Raw genomic sequence first — 15,797 nt, 5'->3', positions numbered from 1 at the left:
GTTTTTTCGTTGTAACTAGCTATTTGTTATTACTTTACCATAACTAAGGAGACTACTCAACTTGAAAAACCGAGTTGACTGGCGCATCCCCACTCGTAATTTCGTAAATGTGCTGCTTCGTATTCGGGTTCGCCAAGATTGCGACTATTGCTGAGGCCACGTCATCGCGTGGAATCGATCCACCGATGCGATCCCCATCGACCGCAATCTTGCCAGTCCCCGCATCATTAGTGAGCATCGTTGGCCGTAAGATCGTGTAGTCGAGCCCACTTGCCTTTAAGAAGCGATCGGCGTAGTGCTTAGCCACGTAGTATGGTTGTAAAGCCCCCGTCTTAGCCCAATAGCTACGGTCATCGGCGGCAACGGCACTGACCATCACGTAGCGCTTGATCCCCGCGAGCTTAGCGGCATCCATCGTCTTGACCGCCCCGTCTAGATCGATCAAAAGCGTCATATCATCACCGGTGTTGCCACCAGAGCCCGCACTAAAGACGAGCGTATCGATCGAATGGGCCGTCATGATTTTGGCCATTTCCTCAGGGCCGCCCAGCAAGTCGAACTTTACTGGCGTTACGTGCGCTAGGTTAGCAACGGTCGTGAATTGACTTTCATCACGAAAGCCTGCGAACACGTGATCACCAGCTCGCGATAGCTTCGAAACCACCAGTTTACCTACGTGTCCATGGGCACCGATCACAAGAATATTTGCCATTTAAACAGCCTCCTTATTATTAATTAGTAAGCATATTGTATCAAGTATCAGCGATTAATTATACTAATGCGACTCAGGGCAACAAAAAAACTGATCTCAAACGAAATCAGTTTTTAAGGCATGTTATTTAACACTTTTTTTATCGAGAATTGCAATGGCGGAATCGATTAATCCACTGTCGTTTTTCAACGCTAACTGGTTGTATTGAACCGTCAACGTTAGACCCGGAGCATCGATATATTGTCCTGAATAGCCCTTGTAGTAAATGGGACCCAAGTCACTGTCGAGTGCCTTATCAAAGTCTGGGGTAGCGAAATCAGCATCCACGACCACCAAATCAAAAGAGGTGTCAACGGCGCAGGAACCAACATCTGAGAATGGTCCGACCCCATCATCTAAGCTCAACAGGAGCTTGGAATTTTGATCAGCAACTTTTGTAATCTTGGCCTTTGCTTCATCAGTAATTACAATTTTCATTCAAGTAATCCCCCTTCATTTAAACTACAATTACTATCTTAACGATTATTGAAAATATGTCAATCATTTGATACACGCAAAGCTGCTAACGGTGTTTAAAGATCCGATGGGACTTATAGGTGCTGCGGTTATCACTATAATGGGTTTGATATTGACGTTCCGTCCTGCGTTTTTGGTAGTGTTGATAAGTCTTGTAGGCCGCATAGCCAGCCAAGAGCTTGCTAACGGTCGAATAATGGCGTTGGCCATTTTGATAGTAGCCGACCTTATCTGGTGCGGGAACGTTCATCGTATTATCGATTTGCGAACGGCCCGTGGCGTAATCGAATTTAATCCCTGGTTGGACGTTGAACAAGTAAACGTTAAAATCGAGCTTCCGATTCGTCGAGATGGCCTGCAAATGAACCCCGCGGGCCATTAATTCGCTGCCCCTAAAGATCGGTTGGACTTGATAGACGACCTTTTGGTTATCCTTCAGTGCGTTTCTGACCAGGGTCTCATAGATCGTCTGTAGTTTTTGATTGCTGAATGCCGATTGGGTAAAGAGGTTCTTCAAATTATTTTGATCACCAGACTGCAGGCTCGCCTGGTAATTCCCATCGGTATCGATTCCCTTTGATAGGCTATAGGCGATCAAGTGCCCACGGTTAATGATCGCATCTTTGTTGACGAATTTTTGGTGCCAGCCCGTCGGATATACCGTCTGCCGTGTCCGCAACGCCCCATCAGCGACGTTACGCTTTTCTAAGTATGCAGTATTCGCGGCTGAGGTCCGATTATGCGAATCTAAATTTGCATATTCGATCTTATTGGTCCGCCAGATCGTCGGATCTAAGGTACTCTTACCCCCGTTGACCTCGACGACGGCCTGCTTGCCAGATGAATAATCTAAATTCGGTAATTGACTGGCGGTAATCTTAGTTTCGCTAGTGGCGTTAGTCCCCGTGCTTTGCGAGTGATTAGTGCCACACCCGACTAGTGTGACTGCAACGAGCGCCGTTGATAATAATGCTACTAATTTTTTCATTATAATGAAACCCCTATTCCAGATCGTCTAATCCATTCATTGCTTCCATCTCTAATAATTGCGAACGCATTGCTGAACCCCCACGGATACTGTTGTCCATGTTATTCGGGCAGATGACCCGGTGGACTGGGATGACCATCGTTAACGGCGAGTCAGTAACCGCTTGCATCACGACTGTTTCAGAGACGCCCGCCTTTTCAGCAACGTCCTCAGCAGTCATGAACGAACCATACGGAATCGTTCGAATCAGCTGCCAAATCTTTTGTAAGGCAGGATCGCCCGCCCCGCTAATGTCGATGGGTATGTCCAGCTGCTTTTCTTCACCTAGGATGTAGTCTTCAAAGCGTTCTACATATCCAGTCGTCACATCCCGTTGATTGCGAAATTCGAACTGGCCATTTGGATAGAAGTCATAGATTTGCGATATGTGTTGATCTGAGTCTGAAATAAAATTCAGCCCATTGTTATTTACGGTAAAATATAATTTTTTGTCGTTAAACTTAATTATATCCCAATATAATTTTTCCATTTCAGTAGTTACCCCATCTCTTTAAATGAATTATAGCAAACCTCGTTCAGAAAATAAAAACAATCCATTCCACCCTTAATTTGTTAAAAATAAAAACGCCAATGGATAGCTCCATTGACGTTTTGGATTTGAATTTTATTATGGACGTGAGTAGCCCACTGAGTGCCACCATGGTGAGGAAACGTTTTCGATGACGACCCCGCGGTTTTGGGCGTTGATCATCTTACCATTACCGATGTAGATACCAACGTGGGAAATACTATGCTTGCTATAACCAAAGTATACTAAATCACCCTTTTGCCGATTTGCTGCCGCAATCTTTTTCGTCGTGTTGTATTGAGCTTGGGCAGTTCTAGCTAGGCTCTTGTGACCAGCCTTATAAACGTATTGGGTGAATCCTGAACAATCGAAGCGACTAGGCCCCGTTGAACCGTAAGAATAAGGAGTCCCTAGCTTTGATTTAGCCAAACGATACATCTGGTCAAAGTTTTGGCTTTGGCCAGCTGAATCAGCATGGACTGCTTTGCTCCCTGCAAAAGTAGCGGCAACGATGGTCAATGTTGCAACGGTTAAAATTACCAAGAGGCGTTTAGTTAAAGCGTTAATCATAGTTGAATAATTCCCTTTCCATTTTCGTTTTTTTATTTTTGCTTTAATTGAATAAGTTCATTATAAAGAATCAATACTACGGGAAGAATTCAACTAAGTTGCAATTTGATTAAGAAAAATTACAAAATGCGTCCATTTTTGTAATAATGATTATTCGACTTTGATAGAAAAATCGTCTCGTTTCGATTATAATAAATATGTAAATCAAATCTTTAGGTAAGAAGTGAATTTTAATGAATTTATACTCGTACCATTATTTAACCCAAAACTTCAGCAATTTAGGGTTTTGGCTATCAATCGTCGCAGCAGCGTTTGTGATCGCGTTCATCATTTTAGGTATTTTATACTTACGGAACCGGACTAACCTGAAGTATCGTGACTTCTTCGTTGTCTTGAGTTTTTCAGCTATTTTATTCGCCAGTCTGCAGGTCAGCAATTTCGTGAGCATGCAGTCGAGTTCTAGCCAATCTGGCCAAACGGCGACCGTGTTGAAAAACATCAGTGCCCAAAAGCACGTCCCCGTTTCCGAAATGTACGCCAATTCGACGACGTTGCAAAATGGGATGACGATCAAAGCCGGTAAGCAATATTACCAAGTGACTTTTAACAACGACCAAAGCGGTTATAGCTTGACGCCCACTAATCTGGTCTATAACAAGCCTAATTACATAACTGCCAATCACTTTAGCTTTAATTTCTTGAACAACGTCTACGTTGAACTGGCGTTGAAACTATTGATCGGGTTCATTATGTTAGTAATTCAAATCAACCTCTCCGGGAAGGGGAACTTGATGCCGTCCAATGCCATCGACCAATTACAAAACTATGTTCTTGGTGGGATTATCGGTGGGATGATCTATAATGATGCGATTACGATCTTGCAGTTCTTCATCGTCTTATTGATCTGGTCATTGATCATCTTTGGTAGTAAACTGCTCGTTCGGCAGTCGGACTTCTTCAAGCGAATGTTGACTGGGAATCCCCAAAAGATCATTGCCAATGGTAATATCATCGTTGATAATGCCTTGAAGAACGGGATGTCTGGTTCGGACTTAGCGTTTAAGCTGCGGTTAGAAAACATCGGAAGCTTCCAAGACGTTAAAAGCGCCGTGCTCGAACAAAACGGCCAGATGACGATCACTAGTTACGGCGACGAATCGATTCGCTACCCATTGATTACTGATGGTAAGGTCGACGAATCCGTACTCGAACGAATTAATCGGGATGAAAAGTGGGTCGAAGATCAGGTCAATAAACAAAACCTGACGATCGAACAAGTGTATCTCGGCCAGTTGATCAACAGCAAGTTGGTCTTGGTCCCATATCCACAACACAGCCACCGTTTTGGTGATAGATTATTCAATTTAAATAAGAAGGCTCATTAATAAAAAAGCACTTCATCAGTAAACCTGATGAAGTGCTTTTTTATTATTTCGTTAAATACTTAGCCTGAAGTTGTTTTTCCTGGGCGGCTGAAATGCCGATTCCCTTATGAATATAATTTTGCATGTTGCCATAGTACTTAGCGACCGTTGCGTAGAAGCGGTCCAATTGGCCAACTTGTTCGACGTACGTATTCTTATGGTGGTAGTAATTAGTCAATAGATAGTCGTTGTAAATCGTATCCTTATCAACGCCGAGCGCTGATAGTAATACGACCGTCACTAATCCAGTTCGGTCATGGCCGTTCAAGCAGTGATACATTACCGCGCCGTTTTGATTGTTCAACAATAACTCGATGATTTCCCGATAAGAAGTCCGTGCCGAGCGATACGTGGTGAACGGTTTGCCGTAGGTATAGATTTGTCCCTCTTTTTTCTTTTCTGCCTTATAGCTTTGCTTTTCCGCCGCCGTATTGGTTGGATAATCAAAGTATTGCACATTGGCCAACAATGATGATTGATTGCCATCCTCATTTGGATCAGGGAGGGCTTTGACCCCATCCTTTTCTGTCAATGAACGTAGATCGATGATCTTATTGATGTTGAACTTCGCCACCATGTCCGATCCCGCTTGATTGATGTCATTCAAGGCGTTACTTCTAAAAATCGCGTCGTCCTTAATGTGTTTGCCATTCGCTCCTACATAACCACCCAGATCACGAGTGTTCCAGCTAATCGTTTCATAGTGATGACTAGCCCGTTGCTTAGCGAACTTATCGACGCGCGCAGTCCATTCTTGTTCCTTACTTTGGGCGCTCTTAGTCACCTTAGCCAATGCTTGGTAGTTAACGAACGTAATCGCCGCTACCATCGTGATGACGATTGCCAAAATTTTTACCCGACTTCGATCTATTTTCATAATTCCATCCCTTTCCGTTTCGGATTAATTGTATCAGCCGAAGGTAAAGGACTTGTAAATTATCGGTGTAAAGAACGTAAAAACGACGGCCCATTAGAACCGTCGTTTAAAAATTCGATTATTTAACTAGCATTTTATTGATGACCGCACCCATCACCTTGATTCCAGCTTTGATTTCGTCAACCGAGCGGTTCGAAAAGTTCATCCGCATCGTATTCGTTTCTGGATTATCAGGGAAGAATGGTGCGCCTGGTACAAAGGCAACGTTGTTTTTAATACATTCATCGAACAAACTGTCGATATCTGGATTGCCTGGTAATTTCACCCAGAGGAACATGCCCCCTTCTGGATGGGTCAATTCAGTCCCTGCTGGGAAGTGTTCTTGAATTGCTGCATACATTGCTTCACCGCGTGCATGGTATGCTTCGGTAATTTGATCGATATGGGCCTGCATATCATTGTGTTCCATGTAGCGGGCGATCACGTATTGGGTAAAGTTATCGGTGTGCACATCTTCAAATTGCTTCAAAAGCGTCATCTTGGCAATCAATTCAGGAGCAGCACTAGCCCACCCCATACGCAAACCTGGTGCTAAGATCTTAGAGAACGTGCCGGTGTAAATGACCCGCCCGTTCTTATCAAGGGAGCGAATCGGTGCAATTTGCTTCCCTGCGTATCTAATCGCACCGTATGGATCATCTTCAACTACAATGACATCATATTGGTCAGCTAGTTCGACTAAGCGTTGTCTTCTAGCTAGCGACATTGAATTACCAGTCGGATTTTGGAAATTAGGGACCACGTAGATGATCTTAGTAGTGGGGTGTTGCTTTAAAGTGGCTTCTAATTCATCCATCTTCATCCCATCTTCATCAACGTCAACGCCGACCGTTTCAGCACCATAGGTCTTAAAAACATCTAGTGCGCTTAAATAAGTCGGCCGTTCGCTAATGACTACGTCGCCTGGATTGATCATCATTTCAGCAATGACGTCCAATCCTTGTTGAGAACCGGTCGTGATCAACATATTAGCAGGATCTTCGTCTAAGCCACGCGTCCGCATATACTTAGCGATCAATTGACGAAGGTGTAAGTTTCCTTGCGCAACGCTGTATTGAAGAACGGTTTGCCCGTATTCGTCGAGTACGTAATCCGCGGCATCCTTGATCTCTTTTACTGGAAATAGTTCTGGTGCAGGTAGTCCACCTGCAAATGAAACAATGCTAGGCTTACTAGCAACGGTCAATACTTCACCAAATGGGTTATCGTTGGTCAACGGCACTCTGCTTGAAAAGTTATACTTTGTCATATTTAATCCCCCTAAATTGAATCAATTTCATGTTAAATAGAATTATATTACATAATTTCATCTAATGTCAATTTTTTCCACAAAAAAACCAAAACTATTTTAGTTTTGGTTTTTAAGCATTATTTATAGGATCACTAATGATTTATTGAGGCGATTACTTAAAGACGCGGAAACGTTCGCTGTCTTCCATGAATTCCTTGTCACCAGCTGGGGCTTCGATTGAACCAAAGTCCATTTCACCACGAAGTCTCCAACTCTTAGGAATATCGAATTCCTTAGCGATATCAGCATCGATTAGTGGGTTGTAGTGTTGAAGGTTAGCACCGATTCCGTTTTCAGCAAGAGCAGTCCAAACTGCGTATTGAGCGTTTCCTTGAGCTTGTTCGGACCAGTCGTAGAAGTTATCCTTGTAAGCTGGGAATTGTTCTTCTAAGCCGTGCACAACGTCAGTGTCAGTGAACCAAAGAATCGTTCCAAAAGCATTCTTAAAGCCATCAATCTTAGCCTTGGAGTTCTTTTCGAATGCTTCGTCGCTTCCCATGGCCTTCTTCAAGTTATCAGCAACGATATCCCAAACCTTGTCTTGGTACTTGCCAAATGCAAATACGACCCGAGTGGATTGGCTATTGAAAGCTGAAGGAGTTTCCTTAATTACTGATTCTAAGAATGGTACTAATTCTTCTGGTGATTGGCTAACGTTTTTACCTAATGCGTAAATCGTGCGACGCTTCTTTTCTAAGTCTAAAAATTCTTTTTTCATGGTAAATTCCTCCCTGAATATTACTAATTTGATTTGATGTTACTATCATAACACAACAACTTACTTTTTGTAAGTTAAAAGCGTTAAAAAAGCAAAAAAGATGCCCAAGCCCCATATTCTGTACTATAATGAACTTGTAATGCTAATTAAGGAGCCATGCAAATGTATTACTACCTGTTCTTGTTTTTAGCAATAATTGGTGAAATGATCGGGACCAACCTATTGAAGGCCTCAATGGGGTTCACCCACTGGTTGCCCGCATTAGGTTCAATCTTTTCATTTACATTATGCTTCTATTTCCTTTCAATCGCAATGATTAAGATCCCATTGAACATTGCATATGCCACTTGGAGCGGTGTTGGTCTGATTTTAGCGACCGTCGTATCCGTTCTGATCTGGAAGGATCAAATTACAATCATCACGGTGCTAGGACTCACATTGATTATCGCGGGCGTGGTTATCTTAAACGTCTTCGAACCAAAATAAAAAGAGCTTTGATTACTTCAGTTAAGTGATCAAAGTTCTTTTTATATTTATACATAAAAATAAATTGAAAAATACATTAAAATCGTGCCTATCATTACAAAAATATGCCAGATGACATGACCAAACGGAATGGCCCGAAAGCTATAGATGACGGAGCCGACCGTAAATGCGATTCCGCCGAGCAGCAATAGGATAAACCCATGCCAACCCAATCCCTGAAGCAAACGATGGATGCCTAGCACACAAAACCATCCCATGACCACATAGATTACGGTCGAAGCCACTTTGAACCTGCCCATCCAGATCGACTTATAGATGATTCCTGAGATCGCCATGAACCAAATCACCCCGAAGATCACCCAGCCTAGCTTCCCACCAATCGTTACCAACGAATATGGTAAGTAGGTCCCAGCGATCAACAGGTAAATTGCCGAATGGTCAAAAATTTGAAAAACGTGTTCAGCCTTAGTGAAGTATAGGCTATGGAAGAGCGTTGATGCTAAATAAAAAATGATCAACAACGCCCCATAGATCGAAAAGGTCGTAATCCGCATCGCCCCACCCTCATGGACGCCGTGAACGATCAAGACGATCGCAGCTGCAATGCTTAATCCGACCCCGATACCATGGGTAATCGCACTCAAAATTTCATTGATCAGTAGGTATTTTTTGTTGTTTAAAAAAGCAGGCATCTTATCCATGACAAAAAATCCTCTCTAATAATTATTAGTTATATTATACTCAATAAATCAAAAAAAAGACCATGTTTTATTAATAAACATGGTCCTTTAAAGGTTTATTTAAATTTTAATACCAGTTATGTGATAACCAGTGCTTTTTAGCGTTTGACCAACTGCCATAACGACTTAAAACGTATTTATCAGCAGCCTTTTCTTGGTTTGCAGCTGAGTAGTTACCATGTAATAAACCAATTCCCAATTGGTATTTACCATAGTACTTACCATTTCTGGCGGTGTATGAGTTCTTTGATTCATGCCATGCGATCCATTTCTTAGCAGCTGCGTCACTCTTTGATAAAGTCGTCGTAGCATCTGCACTGGCAGTGGTTTCAGTTTCGTGTGAAGTAGCGATAAATGAGCCAAACATTGAGGCGGTAGCTAGAATAGTAAAAACAATTTTTTTGATTAACATATAAGAAAGATTTTCCTCCTTGAGATTCGTATCCATGATTTTATTCGTTCGTTTCAATGTTTTATACTTTACAGTAAAAATCTTACGCAATCGTTATCAAAATATTACAGGTTAATTACATGTTATTACGATTATGAAATAAAAAGGTTGCTATTTAAAACTAATATGATATAGTTAGTTACATAAGTAATTAACTAAAGGAGAAGTGAAATGGCAATTTTAGAAGTAATTAACTTGAATAAAAAATATGGCCGCAAGCAAGTGCTCCATAACGTTAGCTTTGAGATTCCAGCCGGGCAGATTCTTGGTTTGATCGGACCGAACGGGGCTGGTAAATCGACGATTATGAAAACGATCGTGGGATTGACGAGCTATAGCCTAGGCAAGATTACAATTGATGATCAAACCCTGACTAAGCATAATCGCAAGGCACTAGCAAGCGTTGGGACGATGATCGAAACCCCCGCCCTTTATGATAATTTAACCGGGGTCGAACATTTACACCTCTATAATGAGGGCAAGACCACGAAGAAAGAGATCCATCAAATCATGAAGGAAACCCAAATCGAACGGTTCGCCAATCAAAAGGCAAAGAAGTACTCACTAGGGATGCGCCAAAGATTAGGGATCGCAATTACGTTATTGAACCATCCTAAATTGCTGATTTTAGATGAACCGATGAATGGTTTGGATCCGCAATCGACCCATGACCTCCGTGACCTCTTGTTACGGCTTGCGAGCCGTGGAATCAGCATTTTGATTTCCAGTCACCTCTTAGATGAACTCGCTCGGATCGCTGATTCATACGTTGTCATCAATCACGGTCGCGTGGTTAAACAAGCCAGTGCTGCTGATTTCCTTTCAAGTGACAATCAGTTAGTTAAGATTGAAACCACCGATGTTAATGCAGCAGCTAACGTATTGAAAAGCGCTGGCTTCGATGCCCGCATTAACGATAAAAAAGTTGAAGTGCCCGCTAAGCAAGACACGTTGAATGATGTCCTAGTCGTCTTGGTGAACGCGCAAATTAAAATTACGAATGTCCAAATGGCTAGCGCTGACTTGGAAGAATCACTACTCAAATTATTAACGGCTGATAATCAAAAGGAGGTAAAATAATGTTCACGCTACTAAGACAGGAAGGCTACAAGGCCATCAAGGGTAAATCGATCTGGATTTCACTGATCTTATTGTTGGCCTATCAATTATTGATTACAATCGCGATCAAACAGTTCAAGATCATTAGCCCCACTGAATTTTTAACCACCAATGGGCAATCGAGATCGATCGTTGAAATCATCATGGTCGTGATCGCTAGTACGATCATTACCAATGAATTCGTTAATAAAACCATCAAAAACCTATTGGCTAGACAATACTCTAGACTCCAGGTGTACTTAAGCAAGATCATCACCCTCGTTTGGATCTATGCGATCATTGTCATCGTTAACAATTGCTTCACGTTCGTTTTGAAATTGATCTTCTTTAACAATACGTCAGTTAGCGACCACATGATTAAAGAAATGGTCAACGCAGGAGTTGGTCAAGCGATCTATGTATTCTTAATCGCTAGCTTCGTATTGTTGATCAGCAACATTGCCAAAAGCTCTGGGGCTTCGATCGGAGCTGGGGTCGCATCCATTTTCGCCACCCAGATCATCAGTCAGCTCCTCGCAATCTTGATCAACAAGTATGAATGGGTCAAATATAATCCGTTTAACTTCTTCATGGTCGAGAACCAATACGATACAAGTGCATTCAAAGAATTAACCCACCTATCCTTGAACATGATCACAGCAGGCGCATTCGTTTATGGAATTATCTTCATCGGCCTGGGCTACCTGATCTTTAACAAACGCAATATCTAATCCACCCGAGCTTAAATCATTTCATAATAATGATTTAAGCTTTTTGTTTGCAATCTAATCTCTATTGACTGGATATCAAAAAGTGATAAACTCTAAATATTATATTAATATTAGATTTTACTAGGATCAGGAGGTCCGCGTTTTGTTTACTGCTATTAAAGAAACGTTTGCCAAGCGGGGCAAGCTCACGCTTATCTTTGGTGCGATTTTAGCACTGTACATTATCATCGTCGCTTTTTGGGGAGCGTTCGGTGATTTAATCAACGCCGATAACTTCTTTCAATCACTCGGGACCGCTAACGTGGTTATTGGGATGTTAATGATGATTCTTGCTAGCCTCTCGTTCGGAAGTTCACATACCCGTGAATTTCTCGCTAAGTTAATTGACGAAGGCCATCACAAAGCAATCGTGTTTTTAGCACAAATTATTTTCTTGGCCGTATCATATGGCTTCTTCTTGCTAATCAGCATTGCCCTAGTGATCGGACTTCAAGTATCGCTATTTAAGGGGCAAGGGATGCAATCATTCGCCCAGTTCAATACCGTTATCTACGGGAATGCGATTCACATGTTTATCATGAGTGCGATGATCATCTTCTTTATGGTGTTGTTTAGAGGCATCAAGAGTCAACTAGGGGCCGTTGCGACTGGAATCGGGATTAACTATGGTGGTCTAGGGGTCGCTTGGATCGGATTTTTATTCGTTTACCGCTACCGCCTATTAAAATGGGAACCCTTCAACTTCTTAATGGTTGAAAACCAGTTGATCAAACCAATTAACCATACTTTGACTAAGCTATACCGTCCAGAAGCAATCTCAGGAAGCCTTATCTATGGGATTATATTTACACTTTTAGCTTTATGTCTCTTTTTATATATGAAGCCGATAAAGCGTTAAAATTCACTATTTTTCTGGTATAATTAATAGTACGTTCAAAATTTTTAATTAAGCCAGGAGGAGATATTGTGGACTTTAGTATCGATTTAGATAAACAACTCTGTTTCCAAGTATCTAGAACCCACCAGTTATATAATAAGTTATACCAAAAACCATTAAAGCAATTTAATTTAACTTACGTTCAATACATTACTTTATTGACCCTTTGGAAAAAAGATGGCGTAACCGTTAATACGTTAAGCAAGGAGCTTGATTTAACTAACGGGACTTTAACCCCACTGTTAAAACGCTTAGAAAAAGCAGGTTGGATCACTAGAAAACGCGATCGACAAGATGAAAGACGTCTGATCGTATCGCTTACTCCACACGGCCAAGAGCTACAGGGTAAAATTACCAATTGTACAGAAATGTGCCTAAATGAGATGGGCTACACTAACGAAGAATTCAAAAAAGCGCTCAAGAACGTCCAAGACATTCAAAACCGCCTACAAACCGCAATTGATAATCAAGAATAAATAAAAAAGTTCCCCACTGAGGGAGCTTTTTTTGTCCCCTTTTTAACCTTTTTCCGTACTATTTCAGAATTTAATACAAATTCATTCGTTTTTAGGGTAGAATAGAAAGTGTTAAGTTTTATTTTTTAGTTTTTATCGACTTGACTAAATAATGGGTCTTCTTGTAAGATACTATTACAATTTTTAAAAATCTTTAAAGAAGGTGTAAATGTGTCAGAAAAGAACGAAGAACTAGAACGTAAGTTAGCTCCTCGTCATATGCAAATGATTGCCCTTGGTGGAACGATCGGGGTCGGACTATTTATGGGGGCTTCCTCCACCATCAATTGGACCGGTCCTTCAGTATTGTTAGATTACGCATTGGCGGGGGTCTTCTTATACCTCATCATGCGTGCACTGGGTGAAATGCTTTATGTGCACCCAGTTACTGGGGCATTTTCTCAATTCGCGACCCTCTATATGCATCCCGTATTCGGATACTTAACCGCTTGGAGTAATATCTTCCAGTGGGTATTAGTCGGAATGAGTGAAGTGATCGCGATTGGTACCTATTGTCACTTCTGGTGGCCAAACCTCCCTGGGTGGGTCCCTGGAGTGATCGCCATCGTCAGTTTATGTTTAGCGAACCTCTTCTCCGTGAAGTCATTTGGAGAACTTGAATACTGGTTCGCATTGATCAAGGTCGTTACGATCGTCTTAATGATCGTAGCTGGACTAGGGGTCATCATCTTCGGGTTCGGCCACAACGGCCATCCCGTTGGAATTAGCAACCTTTGGAAGAACGGTTTCTTTGCTGGTGGAATCAAGGGCTTCTTGTTCGCCCTCGCCATCGTATTAGGTTCTTATCAAGGGGTCGAATTGATCGGGGTCACAGCTGGTGAAGCCGACAACCCTAAGAAGTCAATCGTTGAAGCGATTCAATCCACAATCGGTCGGATCTTGATCTTCTATATCGGAGCAATCTTCGTGATCGTTTCCATCTACCCATGGGACAAGATCGGGACGTTAGGTTCACCATTCGTGTTGACCTTCTCCAAGCTTGGAATCACCGCTGCTGCTGGAATCATTAACTTCGTGGTCTTGACCGCTGCGCTTTCTGGTTCTAACTCCGCGATCTACAGTTCCAGTCGGATGACCTACCTGCTTTCAAAGGAAGGCAAGTTACCTAAGAAGTTCTTGGAACTCACTAAGAGCGGGGTGCCATTGTACACCGTCTTGGCCGTTTCAGCCGGAATCTTCGTTGGGGTCATCTTGAACGTCGTCTTACCACTATTCGTTAAGAACGCATCAGACATTTTCGTGTTGGTATACAGTTCTAGTATCCTTCCTGGGATGGTCCCATGGTTCGTGATCCTAGTGAGTGAAATGCGGTTCAGAAAGTTGCATCCAGAAGAACTAGAAGGCCATCCATTCCAGATGCCTTGGTCTCCATACACTAATTACATCACCCTCTTCGTGTTGTTCGTCACTTTGATCTTCATGGTGATCAACAGCGATACGCGAGTACCAGTAATTATCGGTGCGATCTTCTTAGCCGTAATGACAATCATCTACTTTGCTAAGTACAACCAAAGCGATTTAGAACAACGGCGTAAGAATCAAGGAAAAGAAATTTTTGATAAATAAATAATTCAAACAGCGTCCCTGCTTAGCCAGGGGCGTTTTTTTATTTATCCTTGACAAATGAACAGTTGTTCATTAATATTGTACTGTTGACTTTATTTGAGGAAGTGTTTAGTTGTGTCAGAAAAAGATTCAAATTTAAAGCGGGGCCTCGCACCCCGCCATATGCAAATGATTGCGTTAGGAGGAACGATCGGGGTCGGCCTGTTCATGGGTTCATCATCTACGATTGGTTGGACAGGACCATCCGTATTGATCGACTACGCGATTGCAGGGATTTTTCTATACTTAATCATGCGTTCGCTCGGTGAAATGCTCTATGTTCACCCCGTAACTGGATCATTCGCCCAATTTGCGAACCAGTACATGCACCCCGTTTTCGGATACCTAACCGCTTGGAGCAATATTTTCCAATACATTGTCGTTGGAATGAGTGAAGTGATTGCAATTGGGACATATTGTAAATTCTGGTGGCCAGGATTACCTGGTTGGATTCCAGGATTGATCGCCATTATTTCACTAGCGGTTGCGAACCTAATTTCCGTTAAGGCCTTTGGGGAACTCGAATACTGGTTCGCCATGATCAAGGTCGTTACGATCGTCTTAATGATCATTGCTGGACTGGGGGTCATCATCTTCGGGTTCGGCCACGGTGGTCATCCAGTCGGCATCAGTAACATTTGGAAGTACGGTTTCTTTACCGGTGGCATCAAGGGCTTCTTCTTTGCCCTCGCGATTGTATTGGGTTCGTATCAAGGAATTGAGTTGATCGGGGTCACTGCTGGGGAAGCCGCCAACCCTAAGAAATCATTGATCGAAGCGATTCAATCCACGATCGGTCGGATCTTGATCTTCTACATCGGAGCCATTTTTGTGATCCTTAGTATCTACCCTTGGGATAAGATCGGTGAAATTGGTTCACCATTCGTGGAAACCTTCGCTAAGCTCGGAATCACGGCTGCGGCTGGAATCATTAACTTTGTGGTCTTGACCGCTGCGCTTTCTGGTTCTAATTCTGGAATCTACAGTGCTAGTCGGATGACATTGCTACTCGCCGAAGACCACAAGTTGCCAAAGCGCTTCTTGAAGATTAACCGCCATGGAGTGCCATTCTATGCGGTCGGTGCGATTTCGCTAGGAATCTTTGTTGGGGTCATCTTAAACTTCATCCTCCCAATTTTCTTCAAGAGTGCTGGTGAAATCTTCGTAATGGTCTATAGTTCGAGTGTGCTCCCTGGAATGGTGCCTTGGTTCGTCATCTTGATCAGCCAAATTCGGTTCAGAAGGTTGCACCCCGAAGAAATGAAGGGCCATCCATTTAAGATGCCCCTTTCTCCATATACGAATTACATCACGATTTTCTTCTTGGTCTTAACACTGATTTTCATGTTCTTTAACGATGCAACGCGGGTCCCATTGATCATCGGGATCATATTCTTAGCCATCATGACGATTATCTACTTTGCGAAATACAACCAAAGTGATATTGAAAAAGCCAAAAAGAGCAGTGATGATCTATACTAAATAAAAA

17 protein-coding genes and 1 pseudogene are annotated in these 15,797 nt (G+C 42.4%); 8 read left to right on the top strand and 10 right to left on the bottom strand.

All coding sequences use genetic code 11. The features are described from left to right. Nucleotides 1-52: 52 nt before the first annotated feature. From ACSYTE_RS02060 to ACSYTE_RS02040, 5 genes and pseudogenes are all read right to left on the bottom strand, one after another. Nucleotides 53-712 carry an SDR family oxidoreductase gene (locus tag ACSYTE_RS02060; RefSeq protein WP_491717059.1) on the bottom strand — a complete coding sequence of 220 codons (660 nt, stop codon included), beginning with the start codon at nt 710-712 and terminating at the stop codon, nt 53-55. 123 nt (nt 713-835) lie between these two features. Then, the gene (locus ACSYTE_RS02055) at nt 836-1,189 is read right to left on the bottom strand and encodes an iron-sulfur cluster biosynthesis family protein (protein ID WP_491717058.1); all 354 of its coding nucleotides are present in this window, start codon (nt 1,187-1,189) and stop codon (nt 836-838) included. 271 nt (nt 1,190-1,460) lie between these two features. Next, nucleotides 1,461-2,216 (bottom strand): annotated as a pseudogene (locus ACSYTE_RS02050) (DNA/RNA non-specific endonuclease); the annotation flags it as partial. 13 nt (nt 2,217-2,229) lie between these two features. Further along, on the bottom strand, nt 2,230-2,745 hold the full coding sequence (locus ACSYTE_RS02045; RefSeq protein ID WP_491717057.1) for a methylated-DNA--[protein]-cysteine S-methyltransferase: 516 nt from the start codon (nt 2,743-2,745) through the stop codon (nt 2,230-2,232). Between the two features lie 138 nt (nt 2,746-2,883). Beyond that, nucleotides 2,884-3,354: a C40 family peptidase gene (locus ACSYTE_RS02040; RefSeq protein WP_491717056.1), complete on the bottom strand. Its 471-nt coding sequence runs from the start codon at nt 3,352-3,354 to the stop codon at nt 2,884-2,886. 233 nt (nt 3,355-3,587) lie between these two features. On the opposite strand from ACSYTE_RS02040, the gene ACSYTE_RS02035 reads away from it, so the two are divergent. Next, a complete protein-coding gene (locus ACSYTE_RS02035; protein ID WP_491717055.1) occupies nt 3,588-4,739 on the top strand; it encodes a DUF3290 family protein in 1,152 nt (383 codons plus the stop codon). Between the two features lie 43 nt (nt 4,740-4,782). On the opposite strand, the gene ACSYTE_RS02030 is transcribed toward ACSYTE_RS02035, so the two are convergent. The 3 genes from ACSYTE_RS02030 to ACSYTE_RS02020 all read right to left on the bottom strand — a co-directional run bounded on the left by ACSYTE_RS02030 (nt 4,783) and on the right by ACSYTE_RS02020 (nt 7,724). Continuing rightward, on the bottom strand, nt 4,783-5,655 hold the full coding sequence (locus ACSYTE_RS02030; RefSeq protein ID WP_491717054.1) for a tyrosine-protein phosphatase: 873 nt from the start codon (nt 5,653-5,655) through the stop codon (nt 4,783-4,785). A 118-nt stretch (nt 5,656-5,773) separates the two neighbouring features. Then, on the bottom strand, nt 5,774-6,964 hold the full coding sequence (locus ACSYTE_RS02025; protein ID WP_491717053.1) for an aminotransferase-like domain-containing protein: 1,191 nt from the start codon (nt 6,962-6,964) through the stop codon (nt 5,774-5,776). 154 nt (nt 6,965-7,118) lie between these two features. Next, nucleotides 7,119-7,724 (bottom strand): nitroreductase family protein, encoded by a 606-nt coding sequence (locus tag ACSYTE_RS02020; protein WP_491717052.1) that lies wholly within the window; start codon nt 7,722-7,724, stop codon nt 7,119-7,121. A 162-nt stretch (nt 7,725-7,886) separates the two neighbouring features. Here ACSYTE_RS02020 and ACSYTE_RS02015 point away from each other — a divergent pair, with 162 nt between their 5' ends. Next, a complete protein-coding gene (locus ACSYTE_RS02015; protein ID WP_491717051.1) occupies nt 7,887-8,210 on the top strand; it encodes a DMT family transporter in 324 nt (107 codons plus the stop codon). 47 nt (nt 8,211-8,257) lie between these two features. On the opposite strand, the gene trhA is transcribed toward ACSYTE_RS02015, so the two are convergent. Continuing rightward, entirely contained in the window at nt 8,258-8,902 is a 645-nt protein-coding gene (gene trhA, locus ACSYTE_RS02010; RefSeq protein ID WP_491717276.1) for a PAQR family membrane homeostasis protein TrhA, read from the bottom strand. A gap of 115 nt (nt 8,903-9,017) precedes the next feature. After that, nucleotides 9,018-9,362, bottom strand: a complete 345-nt coding sequence (locus ACSYTE_RS02005; protein ID WP_491717050.1) for an aggregation-promoting factor C-terminal-like domain-containing protein — start codon at nt 9,360-9,362, stop codon at nt 9,018-9,020. A 210-nt stretch (nt 9,363-9,572) separates the two neighbouring features. On the opposite strand from ACSYTE_RS02005, the gene ACSYTE_RS02000 reads away from it, so the two are divergent. From ACSYTE_RS02000 to ACSYTE_RS01975, 6 genes are all read left to right on the top strand, one after another. Next, nucleotides 9,573-10,481: an ABC transporter ATP-binding protein gene (locus tag ACSYTE_RS02000; protein ID WP_491717049.1), complete on the top strand. Its 909-nt coding sequence runs from the start codon at nt 9,573-9,575 to the stop codon at nt 10,479-10,481. Beyond that, nucleotides 10,481-11,230 carry a DUF2705 family protein gene (locus ACSYTE_RS01995; protein ID WP_491717048.1) on the top strand — a complete coding sequence of 250 codons (750 nt, stop codon included), beginning with the start codon at nt 10,481-10,483 and terminating at the stop codon, nt 11,228-11,230. Before ACSYTE_RS02000 ends, ACSYTE_RS01995 begins: the two co-directional genes overlap by 1 nt. Nucleotides 11,231-11,372: 142 nt before the next feature. Further along, nucleotides 11,373-12,128, top strand: a complete 756-nt coding sequence (locus ACSYTE_RS01990; protein WP_491717047.1) for a hypothetical protein — start codon at nt 11,373-11,375, stop codon at nt 12,126-12,128. Nucleotides 12,129-12,196: 68 nt separating this feature from the next. Further along, entirely contained in the window at nt 12,197-12,643 is a 447-nt protein-coding gene (locus ACSYTE_RS01985) for a MarR family winged helix-turn-helix transcriptional regulator (protein ID WP_491717046.1), read from the top strand. A 258-nt stretch (nt 12,644-12,901) separates the two neighbouring features. Next, nucleotides 12,902-14,269 (top strand): amino acid permease, encoded by a 1,368-nt coding sequence (locus ACSYTE_RS01980; RefSeq protein WP_491717275.1) that lies wholly within the window; start codon nt 12,902-12,904, stop codon nt 14,267-14,269. Between the two features lie 162 nt (nt 14,270-14,431). After that, nucleotides 14,432-15,790: an amino acid permease gene (locus ACSYTE_RS01975; protein ID WP_491717274.1), complete on the top strand. Its 1,359-nt coding sequence runs from the start codon at nt 14,432-14,434 to the stop codon at nt 15,788-15,790. The last annotated feature ends 7 nt before the right edge of the window (nt 15,791-15,797 follow it).

The sequence above is a fragment of the Nicoliella sp. ESL1120 genome (assembly GCF_058508515.1).
Note: the sequence above shows the minus strand (reverse complement) of the source record. Positions and strands in the feature narration are given on the sequence as shown.